General features: G+C 71.8%; 18 protein-coding genes. 8 read left to right on the forward strand and 10 right to left on the reverse strand.

Features of this window, described 5'->3' with window-relative positions; genetic code table 11:
• Positions 1 to 64: 64 nt before the first annotated feature.
• The 9 genes from OHA64_RS21420 to OHA64_RS21460 form a co-directional block, all read right to left on the reverse strand.
• Positions 65 to 613, reverse strand: a complete 549-nt coding sequence (locus tag OHA64_RS21420) for a hypothetical protein (protein ID WP_405615409.1) — start codon at positions 611 to 613, stop codon at positions 65 to 67.
• Complete coding sequence (locus tag OHA64_RS21425; RefSeq protein WP_405615411.1) at positions 591 to 1,865, reverse strand: WXG100 family type VII secretion target; 1,275 nt, start codon at positions 1,863 to 1,865, stop codon at positions 591 to 593. Before OHA64_RS21425 ends, OHA64_RS21420 begins: the two co-directional genes overlap by 23 nt.
• Positions 1,865 to 2,167 carry a DUF6317 family protein gene (locus OHA64_RS21430; protein WP_405615413.1) on the reverse strand — a complete coding sequence of 101 codons (303 nt, stop codon included), beginning with the start codon at positions 2,165 to 2,167 and terminating at the stop codon, positions 1,865 to 1,867. Before OHA64_RS21430 ends, OHA64_RS21425 begins: the two co-directional genes overlap by 1 nt.
• Positions 2,167 to 2,685: an SAV_915 family protein gene (locus OHA64_RS21435; protein ID WP_405615415.1), complete on the reverse strand. Its 519-nt coding sequence runs from the start codon at positions 2,683 to 2,685 to the stop codon at positions 2,167 to 2,169. The genes OHA64_RS21430 and OHA64_RS21435 overlap by 1 nt, the downstream gene beginning before the upstream one ends.
• Before the next feature lie 365 nt (positions 2,686 to 3,050).
• On the reverse strand, positions 3,051 to 5,222 hold the full coding sequence (locus tag OHA64_RS21440) for a PQQ-binding-like beta-propeller repeat protein (RefSeq protein ID WP_405615417.1): 2,172 nt from the start codon (positions 5,220 to 5,222) through the stop codon (positions 3,051 to 3,053).
• Between the two features lie 117 nt (positions 5,223 to 5,339).
• Positions 5,340 to 5,882 (reverse strand): hypothetical protein, encoded by a 543-nt coding sequence (locus OHA64_RS21445; RefSeq protein WP_405615419.1) that lies wholly within the window; start codon positions 5,880 to 5,882, stop codon positions 5,340 to 5,342.
• Between the two features lie 305 nt (positions 5,883 to 6,187).
• The gene (locus OHA64_RS21450; RefSeq protein WP_405615421.1) at positions 6,188 to 7,153 is read right to left on the reverse strand and encodes an EamA family transporter; all 966 of its coding nucleotides are present in this window, start codon (positions 7,151 to 7,153) and stop codon (positions 6,188 to 6,190) included.
• 173 nt (positions 7,154 to 7,326) lie between these two features.
• Entirely contained in the window at positions 7,327 to 8,091 is a 765-nt protein-coding gene (locus OHA64_RS21455) for a metallophosphoesterase family protein (RefSeq protein WP_405615423.1), read from the reverse strand.
• A 19-nt stretch (positions 8,092 to 8,110) separates the two neighbouring features.
• A complete protein-coding gene (locus OHA64_RS21460; protein WP_405624044.1) occupies positions 8,111 to 11,074 on the reverse strand; it encodes an FAD-binding and (Fe-S)-binding domain-containing protein in 2,964 nt (987 codons plus the stop codon).
• A gap of 287 nt (positions 11,075 to 11,361) precedes the next feature.
• On the opposite strand from OHA64_RS21460, the gene OHA64_RS21465 reads away from it, so the two are divergent.
• The 7 genes from OHA64_RS21465 to serC all read left to right on the forward strand — a co-directional run bounded on the left by OHA64_RS21465 (position 11,362) and on the right by serC (position 18,499).
• Positions 11,362 to 13,278 carry an ATP-binding protein gene (locus OHA64_RS21465; protein ID WP_405615425.1) on the forward strand — a complete coding sequence of 639 codons (1,917 nt, stop codon included), beginning with the start codon at positions 11,362 to 11,364 and terminating at the stop codon, positions 13,276 to 13,278.
• A complete protein-coding gene (locus OHA64_RS21470) occupies positions 13,275 to 13,682 on the forward strand; it encodes a roadblock/LC7 domain-containing protein (protein ID WP_217236904.1) in 408 nt (135 codons plus the stop codon). The genes OHA64_RS21465 and OHA64_RS21470 overlap by 4 nt, the downstream gene beginning before the upstream one ends.
• The gene (locus OHA64_RS21475) at positions 13,679 to 14,026 is read left to right on the forward strand and encodes a DUF742 domain-containing protein (RefSeq protein WP_405615427.1); all 348 of its coding nucleotides are present in this window, start codon (positions 13,679 to 13,681) and stop codon (positions 14,024 to 14,026) included. Before OHA64_RS21470 ends, OHA64_RS21475 begins: the two co-directional genes overlap by 4 nt.
• Positions 14,007 to 14,669, forward strand: coding sequence for a GTP-binding protein (locus OHA64_RS21480; RefSeq protein WP_405615429.1), 663 nt, complete (start codon positions 14,007 to 14,009; stop codon positions 14,667 to 14,669). The genes OHA64_RS21475 and OHA64_RS21480 overlap by 20 nt, the downstream gene beginning before the upstream one ends.
• Positions 14,666 to 15,874 (forward strand): cytochrome P450, encoded by a 1,209-nt coding sequence (locus OHA64_RS21485; protein ID WP_405615431.1) that lies wholly within the window; start codon positions 14,666 to 14,668, stop codon positions 15,872 to 15,874. The genes OHA64_RS21480 and OHA64_RS21485 overlap by 4 nt, the downstream gene beginning before the upstream one ends.
• A 125-nt stretch (positions 15,875 to 15,999) precedes the next feature.
• Positions 16,000 to 17,238: a cytochrome P450 gene (locus OHA64_RS21490; RefSeq protein ID WP_405615433.1), complete on the forward strand. Its 1,239-nt coding sequence runs from the start codon at positions 16,000 to 16,002 to the stop codon at positions 17,236 to 17,238.
• 142 nt (positions 17,239 to 17,380) lie between these two features.
• Positions 17,381 to 18,499: a phosphoserine transaminase gene (gene serC, locus OHA64_RS21495; RefSeq protein ID WP_405615435.1), complete on the forward strand. Its 1,119-nt coding sequence runs from the start codon at positions 17,381 to 17,383 to the stop codon at positions 18,497 to 18,499.
• Positions 18,500 to 18,568: 69 nt separating this feature from the next.
• Here serC and OHA64_RS21500 read toward each other — a convergent pair whose 3' ends face one another.
• Positions 18,569 to 20,182, reverse strand: coding sequence for an alpha/beta hydrolase (locus tag OHA64_RS21500; protein WP_405615437.1), 1,614 nt, complete (start codon positions 20,180 to 20,182; stop codon positions 18,569 to 18,571).
• A 298-nt stretch (positions 20,183 to 20,480) separates the two neighbouring features.
• Between OHA64_RS21500 and OHA64_RS21505 the strand changes: the two genes are divergently transcribed.
• Positions 20,481 to 20,987 carry a hypothetical protein gene (locus tag OHA64_RS21505; protein WP_405615439.1) on the forward strand — a complete coding sequence of 169 codons (507 nt, stop codon included), beginning with the start codon at positions 20,481 to 20,483 and terminating at the stop codon, positions 20,985 to 20,987.
• Positions 20,988 to 21,111 lie beyond the last annotated feature (124 nt).

Consider the following 21,111-nt stretch of genomic DNA (forward strand, 5'->3'; position numbering starts at 1 on the left):
CCCTGCTGGATCACCATCCGCTCGAGAATCCGGGGCGCGGGACCTTCCGAGTGCGGTCGCGGCGTCACGCTCCCGCCGGGTGCTCCCGCAGCCAGCGCCGCGCGCCGACCTCGCTCGGGTATTCGCGCACCGTGCCCCAGGCGGTCAGCCAGCCGACGAGGTACGCGGCGAACGCCGGCATGACGGGTGCCGCGAGGGCCAGGAGGACGCGTCCGCCGGCGGCTCCCCAACCGGCCGACCTGCCCGCGCGTCGGTTGTGGTCACGCTTGGCGACCCAGGTCTGCTGGGGGCTGGGCGGGTCCAGAAGGGCCTCCCGGTGGCTGCGGCGCTGCTTGACCCAGCCCCAGACCAGAGCCGCACAGGACGCGACCACCTGCGCGCCGTCGCACACGGCACGCACCGTGGGCGGCATTTCGCTGCGGAATCCCCTGTAGAGGCTCAGCGACACGAAACAGAGCATCGCCATCACGAGGAGCAGGAAGACGGTCGTACGGGCGCGGGACAGCCAGTAGAGCGCGCCCCGCTTGTACCAGGTCCTGCCCAGTTTGGGCAGAGCCGGGATATTGACCGGCGCCGCGAGGGCGGGGACCTCAGAAGATGCTCGTGACGCCATGCCAGATGTCCTTCGCCATTCGTACGTCGTCTTCCCCGGTCTCCGTCAGGACGTGGCCCGTCCCGGTCAGCACGCCGCCGACCACGCCGTGGTCGTGGATGTCCTCGCTCCAGTGCTCGTGGACGGCGTGGTCGAGCACCTCGGTCGCGGTGACCGCCGCCACCACCCCGACCCCGGCCACCGCCACCGCGCCCTCGACGGGCAGCGCCGCCACGACCCCCGCGCCGACGGCCACCCCGCCAAGGGCGACGCCGCCGTCCACGAGGACGGACTTCTGCCAGGACCAGCCCTTGTCGTGGTCGTCCTTGGCCTCCACCAGACCGCAGGCGGCGGCCGCCGCGACGTCCAGGACCGGGATCTCCCTGAGGAACTCGGGCAGTTCGGCCACGCCCTTGCCCAGGCGCAGCGCGTCCGCCGCGTCCGCCAGCTTCACGTTCAGGGCGCGGTCGTAGGGCAGCGCGGTACTGCCGTGGTCGGCGCGGGCGATGGCCTCCTCCAACGAGTCGACCTTGGTGGCGGCGTCGGCGTAGGCGCCCTTGGCCGGAAGGTCCTTGGGCAGGGCGCGGCCCGCCTTCTGGTACGCCTTGCGTTCCGCACGCAGTTCCTTCTTGGCGGCCTGCTCCTCGGCCTTGGCGTCGTCGAGCGCGGCACGCGCCTGCCGGCCGCCCGCTCTGGCGTCCTCGGCGTCGTAGGCGTACAGGCCGCGCAGCGCGTCCGCGATGGTGACCTTGTCGCCGGTCGACACCGGTGCCGTCACCTGCGCGTACAGGCCCCGCAGTTTGTCCGCCGCCACCAGTCGCGCGTGCTGGGCGGTGTGCAGGATCTGGCGGCGCACCGTGTCGTAGTCGTTCAGCGCCGAGATCGTCTTCTGGTCGTCGGCGCTCGGTGGGCTCGCTGTCGCGATCGGCAGTGGCACACCCTTGGCGCCCGTGGCCACCCCGCCGCGGGTGGCCGTGTGCTCCGCGTTCTGCAGGGCCGTCTCGCACGTGGAAAGGGCGTCGACGAGGTCGGAGAGGATGTCGCCCGCGCTGTGCACGAGGCTCGCGAACGCGCCCGCCGCCAGGGCGTCCTCGCTCCAGGTGGCACGGAAGCTCTCGGCGGCCTCACCCTTCCAGGTCGCGTCGCCCGCCAGTGCGTCGACGGCGCGGCCGAGCGGCCGTACGACGTCGTCCAGTTTCTGCTGGGCGTTGCGGTACGTCTCGGCCATCGTGCGCAGCCCGCCGATGTCGCCGCCGACCCAGCTGTCGCCCATCAGCCGTCTCCCGTCATCAGGTCCTCGAACAGCCCGTGTACGTCGATGTCGTGTCGCCGGAAGGAGTCGCGGGCGTAGGCCACCTTGTCGCCGTGGTCGTCCAGCCGGTCGGCGAAGCCGGTGTGCAGGGCGACGAGAAGGTCGGCGACCTCCTTGACGGCGTGGTCGAGTCCTGCGTCGCCTCCTTCGGCGACGGGCGGGGCCACGTCGGCGTGCAGCTTGCGGTAGTTGACGGCCTCGTCGTGGAAGGTCTTCGCCATCGACGTGAGGTCGCTCAGGACCGCCTTGAAGTCGGCCGGCATCAGCGCACCTGCCGCGCGTAGGACGCGAGGTCGGCGTGGTGCCAGTTGGGGGGTCCGGGCGTGAGCCGCGGGTCGAGCCGGACGGTGACCGCCTGCGCGCCCAGCCCCTCGGCCAGCGGGCCGATCGAGGTGGCCACCCACGGCTGGGCCTCCCCGAGCGCGGCGACGAGCCTGTCCAGGGTGGTGAAGGCGAGAGCCACGGTGCCGTCGACCGGATGCGCGAAGAGTTCGTACGCGATGAACGGGACTCGGGTGGTGGCGCCGGACGGGTCCGTCGAGTCGACATAGCGGGGATGGGCCGGCACGAAGACGGGGGTGTGGTACGGCGGTACGACCGGCTTCTGGCCCGGCGGCGTGTGCCCCGCCGCCTGTCCCGCACCCACCTGGTCGCCGTGATCGACGTAGTCGAGAAGGCGTGACCTGGGGGCTTCCTGCGTCGGTAGTCCCGCCGGGGCCCCTTCTGGCGACGGCTCTGCCTCGACGTAGTCGAGAAGGCGTGAACGGATCGGTATGCCCACCGCCGTCTCCTCTCCCCCGTGTGTACCCAGTGGCCGAGTGGCGGGACCACCGTAGCCAGCGGGCAAACCGGCAAAAGCCGCTATGCCGGGTGAAGGGGGCGGAGCATGCGGAACCCATACGACCGTTTAGCCACGGGCAGATGCGCGCTTGACCACCCGATGACCAGGGGGCGAGATCCGGCCACCGGTCGGCCTTCCGCCACGGCCCTCCACGGCCCTCCACGGCCGCCGCCGGGCCGTGGAAGGGGACGTCGCATTCATGGGCGCGGACCCGTTCGCGGATGACGTCGCTGATCCGTGGTCCTTGCCGCGGGGTCGCCGGTCCGGGCTGCTTCCGTTCAGCCCAACTCCTTTTACAGTGCGGCCTATGCGCGCAGGGCGTACACGTGGCCATCAGCGCTGCCGATGTAGACCACACGGCCCACCACGACGGGCCGCGTCACCACGTAGCTCCCCGTGTGGTACTTCCAGCGCAGGTGGCCGTTGGCGGCGTCCACGGCGTACACGTTGAAGTCGAGGTCTTCGGTGCCGAGGTACACGACTCCGCGCGCCACCGTGGGTGTGGCCAAGATGGTGCCCTTGGTGACGGACGTCTTCCATCGCTCCTTGCCGTCGGCTGCCTGGAGCGCATGCAGGTGGGCATGCTCGCTGGAGAGGTAGAGGTAGCCGGCGGAGAGTGCCGGACTCCACGGCGACGTCCCGCCCGTGGCGAGCGTCCACCGTGGACGGCCGCTCTCCGCAGCCAGGGCGAACAGCTTGCGGTCGTTGGATGCGAACACCGTCCCGCCCGACACGGCCGGAGAGGCGATCGGCATTGTGCCTGCGTCGAACTTCCACCGCTGATGGCCGTTCCGGATGTTCAACGCGTACAGGTGGCCCGCGTCGGTCCCTATGTACACGGTGTCGCCCGAGACGGCCGGGGTCAGAGTGCTGATCTTTTCGTCGTAGTCGGCGACGAACTCCCAGCGCTTCTCGCCGTTGGAGGCGTGCCACGCGGAGAAGACGGGCGAGTCGTCGCCGTGGGCGAACACCATGTCGCCGGAGACGACCGGTGACGCGGCCCGCCCGACGGGACCGCCGGTCCATCGCCGCTTGCCACTGTCCGCGTCGATCGCGTAGAGCATCTGGTCGGTGGATCCGACATAGACGAGTCCGCCTGCGACGGCCGGTGTCGCCTCCGCGGGGCCCACGTTCGTTTCCGAGTCCCCGGAGATTCCGATGCGGCACGCCCACAGCTTCTTGCCGGTGGCGGTGTCCCATGCCGTCAGGTAGCCGTCGAAATCGTTGACGTAGACCACGCCCCCCGTCACCGCCAGCCCCAACGGCACCGCTCCGTTGGTGCCGGCCGCCCAGATCTTCCGGTCGGGGGCGGCGGGCCCGCCGCGGTTGTGCGAGCCACTGCTGAGCAGCGCCCATCCACCGCCGCCGAGTCCCGCGGCGGCGCCGACACCGGCCAGGACCGAAAGGACCTGCCTGCGGGCGGGATCAGACCGTGCCCCGCCGAGGAGCACGGTCTGGGTCTCAAGCCCGGCTGCCGGTTCGGCCGGGGCCGGAGTCACCGCCTGCCCGGGTGCCACCCGGCGCGGCGCCGTCTGCGTGACCGCCTCGTCCACCGGCAGAGACGGCGCCTGCTGCGGCGTCACGACCGTCGGCACGGGCCGGGGCGTGCCGCTCCCGCTCACCCCCGCCACGAACGCCCGCCAGTCCGCGATCCCGCCCGCGCGCTCGGCCATCGCGGCGAGTTCGTCCAGCAACGCACCCACGGTGGGCCGCTGTTCCGGATCCTTCGCCAGGCACCGGGTGACGACGTCCCGCAGCCTGGACGGCACCGACGACACGTCCGGTTCCTCATAGACCGAGCGGAACATCACCTCCGGCGCGGAGCCGGTCCCGAACGGCGCGTTCCCACCGGCGGCGAGGGTCACCACCGCGCCCAGCGAGAACACGTCGCTCGCGGTCCCGACCGGCCTTCCGGTCAGTTGCTCGGGGGACATGAACCCGACCGTCCCCACCACCACACCGGCGGTGGTCAGCGCGGTCGCCCCGCCGACCAGGGAGATACCGAAGTCGATCACCAGGGGGCCGTCCGGGCCCAGCAGCACGTTCGACGGCTTGAGGTCCCGGTGGACCACGCCCGTCCGATGGATGGACTCCAGCGCCTCGGCCAGCCCGGCGGCCAGCACCAGCAGGGGTCCCTCAGGCCATCCGCCGTGCGCGGCGACGGCGTCCGCCAGTGACTGCCCGCGGACGTACGACGTGGCCAGCCACGCCGGTGAGCCCTCCACGTCGGCGTCGACCACGGGCGCGGTGAAAGCGCCGCTCACCGCGCGGGCCGCGGCCACCTCCCGGGCGAACCGCTGCCGGAACGACGGATCCTCCGACAGTTCCGGTCGCACCACCTTGACCGCGAACTTCCGTCCGCTGCGCGAGAGTCCGAGATAGACGCGGCCCATCCCGCCCTCGCCCAGGCGCCCCACGATCCGGTACGGCCCGACCCGCTCGGGATCTCCCGCTTCGAACGGCTTCGACAACTCCACGCCGCACCTGCCCCATTCCGCTGACGTCGCCTCAGCGTAGTCACCTGCGCAGCAGGGCCCCCTGGCCGCCGGGCGGAAGCAGGCTGCCGGGCGCCAGGTGCCTGACGGGCGGTGGCGTCACGCTCCGGCCGGATGCTCCTGGAGCCGGCGCCTGGCCCCCACCTCACTCGGGTACTCGCGCACCGTGAACGCGGCGGCGGTCCAGCCGGCACACCATGCGGCGCAGGCCGGCATGACGGGCGCCGCGATCACGAAGAGGAACCTGGCGGCGAGGGCCAGGCCCACCGAGCGGCGGGTCTCGTCGCGTTTGTCGCGGCGGGCCTGGTCGGGGGCCGGCGGATCCTGGAGCTTCCTTCGGTGGTCCCGGCGCTGCACCTGCCACCCCCACACCGTCGCCCCGCAGGAGGCCACCGCCTGCGCCCAGTCCCACACGGTGCGCACGGTCGGCGACAGGTCGCCGCGGAAGCTGCCGTAGAGGACCAGCGCGATGTAGCAGAAGAAGGCCAGTACGGCGAACCAGAGGGCCGCACCGAGGGCGCGGCGCAGCCAATAGCGCGGGCCGCGTTCGTACCAGGTGGTGCCGAGGCCCGGCAGGGCGGGGATCGGGGGCGGGATGCGGGGGGCGAGGGCCGGAACTTCAGAAGGTGCTCTTGATGCCATGACCGACGTCATCCTTCAGCCGTACGAAGTCGCGCACCGCCGTCTCCTCTTCCTCGTGGTCCCGGGTCCCGTGGGTCCCATGGATCTGTGGTTCCCAGGGGCCGAGTGCGAAGTGGCCGGGTATGGATCTGTGGTTCCCAGGGGCCGAGTGCGAAGTGGCCGGGTGGCGGGACCACCGTAGCCAGCGGGCAAACGGGCAAACATCGCCATGCCAGGGCGAAGAGGGTGGAGCATGCGCAACCCATACGACCGTTTGGCCACGGGCTGATGCGCGCTTGACCACCCGATGACCGGCGTCGCCGTTCTCAGCCCTCCGGAACCGCGGCCCGCCCCCGGCCGCGCCCCACCTGCGTCCGCACCGCGCCCATGCTCGCCACGATGACCAGGGCGATCGCGGCGGCCTCGGTGACCGCCAGGGTCTGGTTCAGGATCAGGAAGCCGGCGGTGGCGGCGAGGGCCGGTTCCAGGCTCATGAGGATCGCGAAGGTGGAGGCGGGCAGTCGGCGCAGGGCGAGGAGTTCGAGGGTGTACGGAAGGACGGACGAGAGGACGGCGACCGCCGAGCCCAGGGCGACCGTCGTCGGGTCGAGAAGCTTCGCGCCCGCCCCGACGACGCCGAACGGGAGGAACGCCAGCGCCGCGACCCCCATGGCGAGGGCGAGCCCGTCGGCCTGCGGGAAGCGACGACCCGTGCGCGCACTGAAGACGATGTACGCCGCCCACATGGCGCCCGCGCCCAGGGCGAAGGCCATGCCCACCGGGTCGAGGCTGCCGAAGCCTCCGCCGCCGAGGAGGAAGACGCCGGCCAGGGCGAGCGAGGCCCACAGCACGTTGATCGCGCGCCGGGAGGCGAGGACGGAGAGCGTGAGAGGGCCGAGCACCTCGAGGGTGACGGCGGGGCCCAGGGGGATGCGGTCGACGGCCTGGTAGAAGAGGCCGTTCATCGCGGCCATGGTGAGCCCGAAGACGACGACCGTGCCCCAGTCCGTACGGGAGTGGCCACGCAGCCGGGGGCGGCAGACCACCAGGAGCACGAGAGCCGCCGCGAGCAGCCGCAGGGTGACCACGCCGAACGCGCCGGCCCTCGGCATCAGGGTCACCGCGAGGGCGGCACCGAACTGCACCGAGACCCCGCCGGCGAGCACCAGGCCCACCGGACCGAGGGAGCCGCGGCGGCCCGGGCCGCCGCCCGGAGCACCGGCCGGGGTGACCGCGTGGGCGGTGCCGACCGGGGTCGGCGTGGCAGGGGTGGCGGCGCTGGGGGTGCTCACGGGGCCTTCCAGGGGACTGAGCGGGGGGATGACCTGGCGGGATGTACTGGAGATCGTTCATCTCACTGTACGACGCAGTCCAGGGTAGTGGACTTCGTCAGGTGTGTGAACCGTTTATGCTGCTGTCCCAGAATGTGGTCAGGCCCCCGCCCGGCGCACCTGCAAGGGTGGCCTCAACTCCCCGTGGTTCGGCCGTCCCTGGGTCCGAACGCCGTCAGCGCGTCGGCGTCCGTGGCGCGGGCGTTGAGGTAGTAGTCGGCCCATGCGGTGATGTCCGGGTAGTCGCAGTCCGCCACCAGCCGGGCTCGGGCGGCCGGGATGTCGTACGGCGTCACACGCAGGTCGGTGCCCGGTCCGAGCAGGCACCAGTGGGCGCCGGGGCGGCCGTACGGCATGCCGACGCTGCCGGGGTTGACCACGAGGCGGCCGTGGGCGAGGCGGACGTAGGGCATGTGGGTGTGACCGCAGACCACCGTGCGGATGTTGTCGGGCAGGCCCGTGAACACCTCCGCCCAGCGGTCGAGACGGGAGTCGACGAGGACGACCTCCTCGTCGTCACGGGGTGTGGCGTGGCAGAACAGGACCTTGCCGTGGGCGTGGACGTCCAGCACCAGCGACTCGGGCAGCCCGGCGAGGAAGTCGACCTGTTCCTCCCGGAGCCGGTCGGCGGCGAACGGGCCGATCGGGTCGGGGATCTCCTCCCGTTCTCCCCTGCGGTACTCGACCAGTTCACGATCCGCGTTGCCCGAGACCCACAGCACGCGCTCGCCCTGCGCCCGCAGCAGGTCGATCACCTCGGACGACTGCGGGCCCGCCGTGATGTCCCCGGTGAGCACGATCCGCTCGGCGCCGGCCACCTCGGGCTCGGCGAGCACCGCCTCCAGGGCGGGCAGCACGCCGTGAATGTCGGACAGAACTGCGACGCGGTTCACTTTCATTGCCTCGCCTCACTCGGTTTCATGACCTCGCCTCACTCGCTGGACCGTCGGCCGGCCCATCCGTCAAGCCTTCCGCCAGCACCTCCGCCAGATGCCGCCCCCGCACCCCCGCCAGCTGCTCCAGCTGGGTGCGGCAGGAGAAGCCGTCGGCCAGGATCGCCGTCCCGTCCTCGGCCGCTCTCACCGCGGGCAGGAGCTGGTCCTCCGCGCAGGCCTTCGACACCTCGAAGTGGCCTTTCTCGAAGCCGAAGTTACCGGCGAGGCCGCAGCAACCGCCGCTCAGTTCGCCGGAGAGCAGAGCGGCTTGACGCAGCCCGCGGTCGGCCGTGTCGCCCAGGACCGCGTGTTGGTGACAGTGGGTCTGGCCGGCCACCGGGCGGTCGACGCGGGGCGGGGTCCAGTCGGGGGCCAGGCGTTCCAAGGCCTCCGCGAAGGTGAGGACACTCCCGGCCAGACGGGCCGCGCGCGGATCGTCGTGCAGCAGCTCCGGCAGGTCCGTGCGGAGCGCGGCCGCGCAGCTGGGCTCCAGGACGACGACCGGGACGTCCGTCTCCAGCACCGGGGCCATCAGGTCGAGCGTGCGGCGCAACACCGTGCGGGCGCGGTCGAGTTGGCCGGTGGAGACGTAGGTCAGACCGCAGCAGACCCGGCCGCGCGACCGGAGCGCCGACAGCGGGTTCAGGACGGCCGACCTGCCGTCACCCACCGGCCGTCCCCGCAGCCGTAGCGTCGGCGGCAGCGTCACCCGCAACCCCGCCGCCTCCAGCACGCGTACGGCCGCCCGGCCCACCGACGGCGCCAGATGCTCGGTGAACGTGTCCGGCCAGAGGACGACGAGCGGGCCGCCGGGCGCGGTACGCGGACCCCCGTCGCCCTCTCCAGGCCTCCGCCCCCGCCCGCGCCACCACCCGCTGAACGTCTCCCCCGCGACCCGGGGGATCCGCCGCTCCCCCGCGATCCCACCCACCCGTTTCACGACCGCCGCCAACGGGCCCACCGTCCCCACCACGTTGACCACCGCAGCCGCACGCAACCGCTCCACCCACCGCAGCCACACCGGCAGCCACCCCATGCTGTAGTGGGCGGCCGGGCGTCGGCGCCCTGCGTAGTGGTGGTGCAGGAACTCCGCCTTGTACGTGGCCATGTCGACCTCGACCGGGCAGTCGGAGCGGCAGCCCTTGCAGGACAGGCACAGGTCCAGCGCGTCCCTGACCTCCGGCGAGCGCCAGCCGTCGGTGACCAGTTCACCCGCGAGCATCTCGTGCAGCAGCCGGGCCCGCCCGCGCGTGGAGTGCGCCTCCTCGCCGGTCACGCGGAAGGACGGGCACATGACGCCGGTCCCGGACCCCGCCGCCGTCGGACCCGGCCCCGGCCCCGGCCCCGGCCCCGTCGTTGTACGGCATTTCGCGACCCCCACGCACCGCCGCACCGCCGCCGAGAAGTCGCCGCCGTCGGACGGGTAGCCGAAGGCGACGTCCACCGGCCGGCTCGGGAGGACGGAGAAGCGGAGGTTCGCATCCAGCGGGGCCGGGCGGACCAGCATGCCGGGGTTGAGCAGGTCGTCCGGGTCCCAGATGCCCTTCGCGCGCTCGAACAGCGCGACCGTCTCCTCGCCGTACATCCGAGGCAGCAGCTCCGCCCGCGCCTGCCCGTCGCCGTGTTCGCCGGACAACGAACCGCCGTGCGCGACGACCAGCTCGGCCAGGTCCTCCGAGAAGCTCCGGAAGCGGGCCACTCCCGCCTTCGTGAGCAGGTCGAAGTCGATGCGGACGTGGATGCAGCCGTCCCCGAAGTGGCCGTACGGGGTGCCGCGCAGCCCGTGGGTCCGCAGCAGTCCCCGGAAGTCCCGCAGATAGGCGCCCAGTCGGGCGGGCGGGACCGCGCAGTCCTCCCAGCCGGGCCAGGCCTCGGAGCCGTCCTGCATCCTGGTCGCCGTACCGCTCGCGTCCTCCCGGATGCGCCACAGCGCCCGCTGCCCGGCCGGGTCCGTCACCACCAGGGCGTCCACGACGTCGGCCGCGCGGACGATCGCGTCCGCACGCGCGCGTGCCTCCGCCTCCGTGTCGCCGCCGGTCTCCACGAACAGCCAGGCCCCGCCCCGCGGCAGTTCGGCCGCGGAAGGGACGAGGTCCGCCGACATGCCCTCGACCGTCAGGGGCCCGTGCGGGAGCAGGCCCGCCGCCGCCTCGGCCGCCGCGCTCTCGTCGGCGTACGCCAGCACGGCCAGCGCACGCGCGCGGGGCGCCCGCACCAGCCCTACGACCGCCTCCGTCAGGACACCGAGCGTGCCCTCCGAGCCGCAGAAGGCGCGGGCGACGTCGGCGCCGTTCTCGGGCAGCAGGGCGTCCAGCGCGTACCCGGAGATACGGCGGGGCAGGTCGGGGAAGCCGGTGCGCAGCCTCGCCAGGTCGCCCTCCACCAGACCCCGCAGGCCCTCCGGCGCGCCCGCCCATCGCGGGCCGGGCCGCAGCCGCTCACCGCGCGCGGTGAGCACCGACAGTTCGCGCACGCTGTCCGCGGTCGTGCCCCAGGCGACCGAGTGCGATCCGCACGAGTTGTTGCCGATCATCCCGCCGAGCGTGCAGCGGCTGTGCGTGGACGGGTCGGGGCCGAAGCGCAGTCCGTGCGGGGCGGCGGCCTCCTGGAGACGGTCCAGGACCAGGCCGGGCTGCACCACCGCGGTGCCGGCCTCCGGGTCGAGGGACAGCAGGCGGTTCATGTGCCGGGTGAAGTCCAGCACCACGCCCGTGCCCGTCGCCTGTCCGGCGATCGACGTGCCCCCGCCGCGCGGCACCACCGGCACGCCCTGGTCCCGGCACACCGCGAGGACCGCCGCCACGTCGTCGGCGTCCCGAGGGGCGACCACGCCCAGCGGGACCCGCCGGTAGTTGGACGCGTCCATGGTGACCAACGCCCGGGAGGTGACGTCGAAGCCGACCTCGCCCCGGACGGCCTTCCGCAGCTCTGCCTCTAGATCCGTCAGCTCCGTCATGCATCCAGAGTGCATCCGCCCGCCGACGACGAGGCCCGTTGTCCACAGGGGGATGCCGTACCGCGCCCGGCGGAAGGTCACATTGTAGAAAAACGGAACAGGACCTTCCCAATTCAGTCGGAAAGTCTCCTATAGTTACCGCCAGTTGAGCCACGGTGAACACACAGTGGCGCTACTCGCCTGCCCAGGACCACCACTCACGCACATGCCAAGGACCCGACCGAGGGCCGCCCGCGGTACGACGGCGACCGCCCGGGACCCGACCGAGGATCTCCTTCATGACCGCGCCCACCCTCCCCGGCGACCGCCCCGCCTTGCGCGCCGTCGCGCCGGCCCCGCTGCTCGCCGCCGTCCTGTCCGCGCTCGCCGTCGCCGGCGCGGTCACCGCGGCACCCTCTTCGATACGCACCCCGCTCGCCTGGAGTGCGAGCGCCACCGCCCTGCTGCTGTGCGCGGCCGTCGCCCTGGCCGCCCACAGCGTCCAGACGGCCCGGCTCACGCGCCGCCGGCTGGAGGCCGTCACCCTGGACGCCGGACGGCTGCTCCAGGAACGGGCCCGGCTGGCCGAGGAGTCCCGCCGGGAGCAGGACCGCCTGACCGGCGAACTTGCCCGGGAATGCACCCGGCTGACGGCCGAGTTCGACTGGGAACGCACCCGGATCACCGACTCCTTCGGCAACGAACGCATCCAGCTCACCGAGTCCTTCGCCGAGGAACGCATCCAGCTCACGGAGTCCTTCGCCGACGAACGCGACCGCCTCACCGAGTCCTTCGCCGAGGAGCGCACCCAGCTCGTCGAGGAGCGCGACCGCCTCGTCGGCGAGAACTCCCGGCTCACCGCCCAGTTCCGCCGTGCCACCAGCGAGCGCGCCGCGGCGATCTCCGCCACCGCCAACGCGGCCGGCCGAATGCAGGCCCTCTCCACCGGCATGCTCGCCGACCTGCGGGCGATGGAGGAACGCCACGGCGACGAGGAGGTCCTCGCCGATCTCCTCCACCTCGACCACCGCACCGCGCAGGCGGGCCGGCTCGCCGACTCCGTCGCGGTCCTCACCGGCGCCCGCTCCGGCCGCCGCTGGGCACGCCCCATCGTCATGGAATCGATCATGCGGGGCGCGATGGGCCGCATCAGCAGCTACCAGCGGGTACGCGTCCACTCGGCCAGCGAGGCAGCCGTCGCCGGCCACGCCGCCGAGGGCGTGATGCACGCGCTCGCCGAACTCCTCGACAACGCCGCCAACTTCTCGCCGCCGACCGCCGAGGTCCACGTGTACGTGGAGGAGGTGCCGGCCGGTGTGATCGTGTCCGTCGAGGACAGCGGACTCGTCATGGGCGAGGTGCAGCTGCGCCGCGCCGAGGAGGCGGTCTCCGGCGAGTCCACCGGGATCGGCGGTCTCACCGGCACCCGGCTCGGTCTCGCGGTGGTCGGACGGCTGGCCCGCAAGTACGGCCTCAGGGTCTCCTTCCGGCCGTCCGCGCGCGGCGGGACGGGCGTCCTGATGCTCATCCCGCAGGACATCCTCACCAACCCGGCCGCGGCCGAGCCGCCCGCCGAGCGTCCGAGTGCGCCCGCCGAGCCGCCCGCCGAGCGGCCGAATCCGCCCGCCGGGCCGCCCGCAGAAAAGTCACGCTCCCGTCCGGACCCCGCCCCGGCCGACTCCACCACCGGCCCGGGCCCCGATCCCGATCCCGTACGACTGCACGACGCCACGGACCCCGACCGCGATCCCCTACGGCTGCACGACGCCACCGACCCGTGCCCCCTACCGCCGCACGACTCCCCGGACCGCGACCCCCTGCCCGTCCACGAGTCCGCTGACCGCGCGGCGGACGGGCGGTCCGCGGGACTGCCCAAGCGCCGCCGTGGCCTGACCCTCGCGGAGGCCGAGCGTCGGCTCGGCGCGGCCCGTACCACCGAGCCGCGACCCGCGCCCGCCGCCGACGACGCCAGGACCCGGGCCACCCGCTTCAACAGCTTCCGTCAGGCCGTACGTGCCGCCGCCCCGGACCAGGACGATCTCCAGGACCCGGCCGCCCCGGACCCGGCCGGCACGCTCCCGGACCCGGCCGCCCCGGACCGGGACGGCGGCCCGCGTGACTCCGACGCCGGCGCCGGAGTACCCGAACCGGCCGAGGCGAGCACCGACATCCCCTCCCACCAGCACGCGCACCCGGAAGGCGACCCCACCTCATGACCGGCACGACCACCGCCGACGAGAAGCTCACCTGGCTCATCGAAGGCCTCCTGGAGCGGACTCCGGGCGCACGGCACGCCCTCGTGCTGTCCCGCGACGGCCTCAAGCTGTGCCGTACGCCGGAACTCACCGTCGACCAGGCCGACCAGCTCGCCGCGATAGCCGCCGGCATCCAGTCGCTGTCCCACGGGGCGTCCGTCGAGTTCGGCGACGGCAGCGGGGGTGTGCGGTCGGCGATGACGGAGTTCTACGGCGGCGTCCTGTTCATCGTCGAGGCCGGCCAGGGCGCACACCTCGCCGTGGTCACCACCGAGGACGCGGACGTCGGTCTCGTCGGCCACAACATGAGCGAGCTCGTGGAGCAGCTCGGCGAGCATCTGACCGCGCAGCCGCGTACGTCATGAGCCGACCCGGCAGGGACGACGCCCCGGACCGCCTCTACACCCTCACCCAAGGGCGCACCCGGCCCGGGCTCGACAGCCCGTTCGACCTGGTGACCCTGGTCGTCGCCGAGAGCGACCCCAGGCCCGGCATGCAGTCGGAGCACGTGGCGATCCTCAGGATGGCCGAACGCCCCACGGCGGTCGTCGAGGTCGCCGCCGAACTGCGGCTGCCGGTGAGCATCACCAAGGTCCTGCTCTCCGACCTCCTCGCGGCTGGCCGCGTCAGCGCCCGCCACCCGCACACGGCAGCCGTACCCGAACCCGACCTCCTGGAGCAGGTGCTCGTTGGACTCCGCAATCTCTGACGCCCGCACCCCGTTGGGTGCCTCCGCCGACAACGGCCTGAAGATCGTGGTCGTCGGTGGCTTCGGCGTCGGCAAGACGACCCTGGTTCGCTCGGTGAGCGAGATACGTCCGCTCAACACCGAGGAGACGATGACCCGGGCGGGCGAAGCGGTCGACGACATCAGCGAGGTGAGCGGCAAGACCGCGACCACCGTCGCCTTCGACTTCGGCCGCATCACGCTCGACGCGCGCAACGTGCTGTACCTGTTCGGCGCGCCCGGCCAGGAACGGTTCTGGTTCCTGTGGGACCGCCTGTTCTCCGGCACGCTCGGCGCGGTCGTCCTCGTCGACACCCGCCGTATCGACGACTCCTGGTACGCCATCGACCGCCTCGAACACCACGGCACGCCGTTCATCGTGGCCTGCAACGACTTCGGCGGCCCCGCCTTCGCCCACGCGGACGTCCGCGAGGCCCTCGACCTCGACCCGCATGTGCCGCTGCTCGACTGCGACGCCCGCTCCCGCGCGTCCTGCAAGCAGGTCCTCATCACGCTGGTCCAACACGTCAAGGACCAGTACGCGGGCCAGGCCCCGCACTCCGGCAAGGACCAGTCCGCCGGCCAGGCCGCCCAAGCCGCCCTGCCCCGACAGGAGTTCGAGTGACCACAGATGCCGTCCCGCTCGGCGGGCCCCGGTTCCAGTCCGAACCCGCCCGCCTGTACCGGGAGATGCGACGCGAGCACGGCCCCGTGACGCCGGTGCTGCTCGACGGCGACGTGCCCGCCTGGCTGGTCCTCGGCTACCGGGAGCTGCACCAGGTCACCGGCGACCCGGTCCTGTTCAGCCGGGACTCGGACCTGTGGAACCAGTGGGACACCATCCCCGACGACTGGCCGATGCTGCCGATGATCAACCGCAAGCAGCCGTCGATCCTCTACACCGTCGGCGAACGTCACCGTGAACGCGCCGCCATGATCAGCGACGCGCTGGAGGCGGTCGACGCCCCCGAACTGCGCGGCCACGCCGAGCGGTTCGCCGATGAACTGATCGACGCGGTGTGCGCCAAGGGCGAGGCGGACCTCATCGCGGACTACGCGATGCTGCTGCCGGTGCGGGTCCTCGCCCACCTCTTCGGCTTCTCCGACGAGCAGGGTCCGGGCCTGGTCACCGCCCTCAACGACATGATCGACGGCCGGGAGCGGGCGATCGCGGGCCAGAACCATGTGATCAGCTCCATGGCCGAGTTGCTGGCCGACCGGAGGGCGAACCCCGCCGAGGACGTCGTGTCCCGGATGCTCGCCGACACCTCCGGCTTCACCGACGAGGAGATCGTCCAGGACCTCGTGGTGATGATGGCGGCGGGCCACCAGCCCACCGCCGACTGGATCGGCAACTCGCTGCGGCTGATGCTCACCGACGACCGTTTCGCCGCCTCCCTCTTCGGCGGCCGCAACAGCGTCGCCGAGGCCATGAACGAGGTGCTGTGGGAGGACACTCCCTCGCAGAACATCGCCGGCCGCTGGGCATCCCGCGACACCCACCTCGGCGGGCGCCGCATCCGCGCCGGCGACCTGCTGCTGCTCGGCCTCCAGGGCGCCAACTCCGACCCGCAGGTCCGCACCGACGGGTCCGCGCTCACCGGCGGCAACAACGCGCACTTCTCCTTCGGGCACGGTGAGCACCGCTGCCCGTTCCCGGCTCAGGAGATCGCCGAGGTCATCGCGCGGACGGGCATCGAGGTCGTACTGGACCGGCTGCCGGACATCGACCTGGCGGTGCCCGCCGAGTCCCTCACACGCCGGCCCTCACCGTGGCTGAGAGGACTGACCGAGCTACCGGTCCGCTTCACGCCGGTGCCCGCCCTCTGACATCGCCCGTGCCCGCCGCGTTCGGACACCGTCCCGTGCCCGCCGCTCTCGGACACCGGCCCGTACGTGCTGCCCTGCACGCCCCCGTCCCACCCCGACCGCCCCCACCCTGGAGGCACCGCCGCATGACCACCGGCATCGAACAGACCCGTATCGCCCTCGACCCCTTCGTGACCGACCTCGACGGCGAGAGCGCCAGGCTGCGCGCGGCGGGCCCGCTGGCCGCCGTCGAACTGCCGGGCGGTGTCCCCGTCTGGGCCGTCACCCACCACGCCGAGGCCAAGGCGCTGCTCACCGACCCCAGACTGGTCAAGGACATCAACGTCTGGGGAGCCTGGCAGCGCGGCGAGATACCCGCCGACTGGCCGCTGATCGGCCTCGCCAACCCCGGCCGTTCCATGCTCACCGTGGACGGTGCCGACCACCGGCGGATGCGCACGCTCGTCGCGCAGGCGCTCACCACGCGCCGGGTGGAGCGGATGCGGGAGCGGATCACCGAGCTCACCGAGGGACTGCTCGACGACCTCTCGGGCGACGACGGCCCCTCGGGTGACGTCGTCGACCTGAAGGCGGCCTTCGCTTACCCGCTCCCCATGTACGTCATCGCCGACCTGATGGGCATCGACGAGTCGAAGCTGCCCCGGCTCAAGGAACTGTTCGAGAAGTTCTTCTCCACGCAGACCCCGCCCGCGGAGGTCATCGCCACGCTCACGGAACTGGCGGGCATCATGGCGCAGACGGTCGCGGCGAAGCGCGCGCGGCCCGGTGACGATCTGACGTCCGCCCTGCTCCTGGCCTCCGAGGACGGCGACCACCTCACCGACGAGGAGATCGTCTCCACCCTCCAGCTGATGGTCGCGGCGGGCCACGAGACGACGATCTCGCTGATCGTCAACGCGGTGGTCAACCTCTCCACCCACCCCGACCAGCGTGCCCTCGTCCTGTCGGGCGAAGTGGACTGGTCGGCGGTGGTCGAGGAGACCCTGCGCCACTCCACCCCCACCTCCCACGTCCTGATCCGCTTCGCCACCGAGGACGTACCGGTCGGCGACAAGGTGATCAGCGCGGGTGACGCGCTGATCGTCTCGTACGGCGCCTTAGGCCGTGACGAGCAGGCGCACGGCCCGTCCGCGGGCGACTTCGACATCACCCGTCGGACGGAGAACCGCCACATCTCCTTCGGGCACGGTCCGCACGTCTGCCCCGGTGCGGCGCTGTCCCGTCTGGAGGCCGGGGTGGCGCTGCCCGCCCTGTACGAGCGCTTCCCGCAGCTCGACCTGGCGGTCCCGGCGGGCGAACTGCGCAACAAGCCGGTGGTCACTCAGAACGACCTCTTCGAGCTGCCGGTACGGCTGAGTCCGTAGATCCATCCCCGTAGATCCGCCCCGGGATCCGCCTTCAGCCGCGCGCGGGCTGGTGGACCCGCACAGGACCACGGGCCGGCGGACTCGTCTCATCGAACGGACGCGTTTCCGTCCGGTTTCACGAAGAGATACCCTCCGGCTCGTGGCTGACATCGAGATTCCCGCTGACATCAAGCCCGCCGACGGACGCTTCGGTGCGGGTCCCTCCAAGGTGCGCACAGAGGCGCTGGACGCACTCGCCTCCACCGGTACGTCCCTCCTGGGCACCTCTCACCGCCAGGCCCCGGTCAAGAACCTGGTCGGCAAGGTGCGCGAGGGCATCAGCGAGCTGTTCCAGCTCCCTGAGGGCTATGAGGTCGTCCTCGGCAACGGCGGCTCCACCGCCTTCTGGGACGTCGCGACGCACGGCCTGATCGAGAACAAGTCGCAGCACCTGAGCTTCGGCGAGTTCAGCTCCAAGTTCGCCAAGGCCTCCAAGCTCGCCCCCTGGCTCGCCGAGCCCACGGTCATCTCCTCCGACCCCGGCACCCACCCCGAGCCGCAGGCCGAGGCGGGCGTCGACGTGTACGCGTACACGCACAACGAGACGTCCACCGGTGTCGCCGCCCCCATCAAGCGGGTGCCGGGCGCCGACGCGGGCTCCCTCGTCCTGGTGGACGCCACCTCCGGCGCCGGCGGCCTCCCCGTCGACATCGCCGAGACGGACGTCTACTACTTCGCCCCGCAGAAGTCCTTCGCCTCCGACGGCGGCCTGTGGATCGGCGTGTTCTCCCCGGCCGCGATCGAGCGCGCCGAGCGGATCCACGCCTCCGGCCGCCACGTCCCGGAGTTCTTCTCGCTCCCGACGGCGATCGACAACTCCCGCAAGAACCAGACGTACAACACCCCGGCCCTCGCGACCCTCTTCCTGCTGAACGACCAGCTGGAGTGGATCAACGGCCAGGGCGGCCTCGCCTGGTCCACGGCCCGCACGAAGGACTCCTCGACCCGCCTGTACGGCTGGGCGGACGACTCCAAGTACGCCACCCCGTTCGTCACCGACCCGGCCCAGCGCTCCCAGGTCATCGGCACGATCGACTTCTCCGACGAGATCGACGCCTCCGCCGTGGCCAAGGTCCTGCGCGCCAACGGGATCGTCGACACCGAGCCCTACCGCAAGCTCGGCCGCAACCAGCTCCGCGTCGCGATGTTCCCGGCGATCGCCCCGGCGGACGTCGAGGCGCTCACGAAGTGCGTCGACTACGTGATCGAGAAGCTCTGATCATTTCGTCGACACGACGATGAAGGGCGCCCGGTGAGCCACCGGGCGCCCTTCTCATGTCCCGCTTGTTCAGCCGCGGAAGCCGAGCAGCCCGTGCAGGGTGTCACCGGTCGGCGCGGTGGCGGACTCACCCGCTGCCGCCATGGCGGACTTCGCCGTGGCGGTCGGCACCGGATCGGCGGTCTTCTTGCAGACGGCGTCGGCCACGCCGCTGCCGCGCGGCACCGTGCCGTCGGTCAGGTACGTCGCCAGGTACTTGTCCAGGCAGGCGTTCCCGCTCAGCGTGATGCCGTGATTGCCGCCGCCCTGCTCGACGACGAGGCTGGAGCGCTTGAGCAGACCGTGGACGGTGACGCCGCCCGGGTAGGGGGTGGCCGCGTCGTCCGTCGCCTGGAACAGCAGCGTCGGCGGCAGCTTGCTATTGGCGACGTTCACCGGCTTCAGAGACTTCGTCGGCCAGAACGCGCACGGCGCGTTGTACCAGGCGTTGCTCCACGCCATGAACGGCGCCTTCTTGTACACCGCCCAGTTGTCCTTCTGCCACTGGCTCCAGTCACGCGGCCAGGAGGCGTCACGGCACTGCACGGACGTGTAGACGCTGTAGCCGTTGTCCCCGGACGCGTCGATGGCGGCGAAGTTCTCGTACGCCTCGACCAGCGGGTCGGCGTTCTTGTCGTTCACGTACGCCGCGAACGCCTTGGCCAGGTCCGGCCAGTAGCCGTTGTTGTAGCCGCCCGGGATGAAGGTGTCCTCCAGCTCCGCGGCGCCCACCTTCCCTCCCGCCGGCTTCTTGGCGAGCGCGGCCTGCATGGCGTACCACTTGGCCTCGATTTTGGCAGGGTCGGTGCCGAGCTTGTACGTCGAGTCGTACTTGGCGATCCATGCCATGAACGCCTTGTGACGGGCGTCGAAGGCGTAGTCCTGGCCGAGGTTGTCGTCGTACCAGACGCCGGTCGGGTCGACGATCGAGTCCAGGACCAGGCGCCGCACCCGCTCCGGGAAGAGCTTGGCGTAGACCGCGCCCAGGTAGGTGCCGTACGAGTAGCCGAAGTAGTTGATCTTCTTCGCGCCCAGTGCCGCGCGGATCGAGTCCATGTCCCGCACGGTCTGGACCGTGTTGATGTACGGCAGGACGTCCGCGTACTTCTTGCCGCAGGCGGCGGCGAAGGACTTGGCGCGCTTGAGGTTGGCCTTCTCGATCGCGGGGGTGCTGGGAACGCTGGCGGGGCGCACCGGGTTGAACTGGCCCGGCTTGCAGTCGAGGGCGGGCTTGCTCTCACCGACCCCGCGCGGGTCGAAGCCGATGACGTCGTACTGGGCCGCGACCGCCTTGGGCAGCGAGGACGCGACGAAGCCGGCGAGCGTCAGACCGCTGCCTCCGGGGCCGCCGGGGTTGACCAGCAGCGGGCCCTGGTACTTCGTCGCGGTGTGCGGGACGCGAGACAGGGCCAGGGTTATCTTCCGCCCCTGCGGCTTGGCGTGGTCGAGCGGTACCTTCACCGACGCGCACTGGAGGGTCGGGTAGTTGTCCGTGCCGCACTTCTTCCAGGTGACCTTCGCCGCCTGGACGGTGTTCGCGGACGGCGCCGTGCTCGCCTCGGCGCTCGCCTCGGCCGGAACGGCCGTGAGTGTGCCGGCCAGTACGACTGTCGCGCCGCACAGCACGGCTGCGCTCTTTCTCATGAAGTTCCTTCAGAAGGTGGGGGGTTACAGGGCCGAATGTGAACGACCTTGGCCGAATCCTTACCGAAGAAGCGCGACCATGAGAACCGCTTCGAGTGAAGATTTGAAACTCCTTTGTTCCGGGGGCACTTGGTGACCACCGGGCATGCCCCTCCCTCATGCTGGTCAGACGGTTTACGCGGAAGGCAAGTTCAAGGCAAAGCCTTCCGCGGGCCGTTGATTCACCGCCGCCGCAAGCCCGACGCTGTGAGCCCCATGCGCCCACATCGGGCCATGCGACGGAAGGAACCGCGGGGACATGAACAGACCGATACCGGGCACCGTGGAAGTCGCGGTGCGCCACATCCTCAGCGACAGGACGACCGGCATCTTCATGCGGACCCGCAAGGTCGCCTGGCGCGACACCGACTACCGCGTGCGCCGGCCCGCGACGGGCAAGCAGAGCGTCGAGCTGATCTGCTCCGTCTGCGAGGCTTCCCTGCTGGCCGTGGTGACCGACGAGGCCCGCGCCCGCCGACGCTCCGCCGCACACCTCGTCCTCGCCGTCCTGTGCGCGGTCGTCTTCGTCGCCTCGCTCGTCTACGCCATCCACGTGGGCGGCCAGGTCCGGCCGGAGGGCGAATCCGGCCCGGCGCTGTTCCCCGTCAGCATCATCGCGATCTTCGTGACGTTCGTGGCCGGTCCCCTCTTCTACCTCCGCAGGAGCGGATCCAACGGCGTCACGATGCTCGACGCCCCCAAGCCGCGCAGAGCCCACGCGATCGTGCCGGTACGCAGGACCGTCATCCCCACCGGCCGCCCCTGACTTCTTGCCCGCCCCCGAACTGGCGTGCCGCGAGAGGCCGGTGCCCGCTTGACGTGCGCTTTGCCGGGATGGGGATCCCTTTGCGCGGGCTTTGCCCGGCGGGGCCCATCGTTCGTCTGTTCTT

This window comes from Streptomyces sp. NBC_00076, assembly GCF_045041235.1.
In the GTDB taxonomy this organism is placed as follows: Bacteria; Actinomycetota; Actinomycetes; order Streptomycetales; family Streptomycetaceae; genus Streptomyces.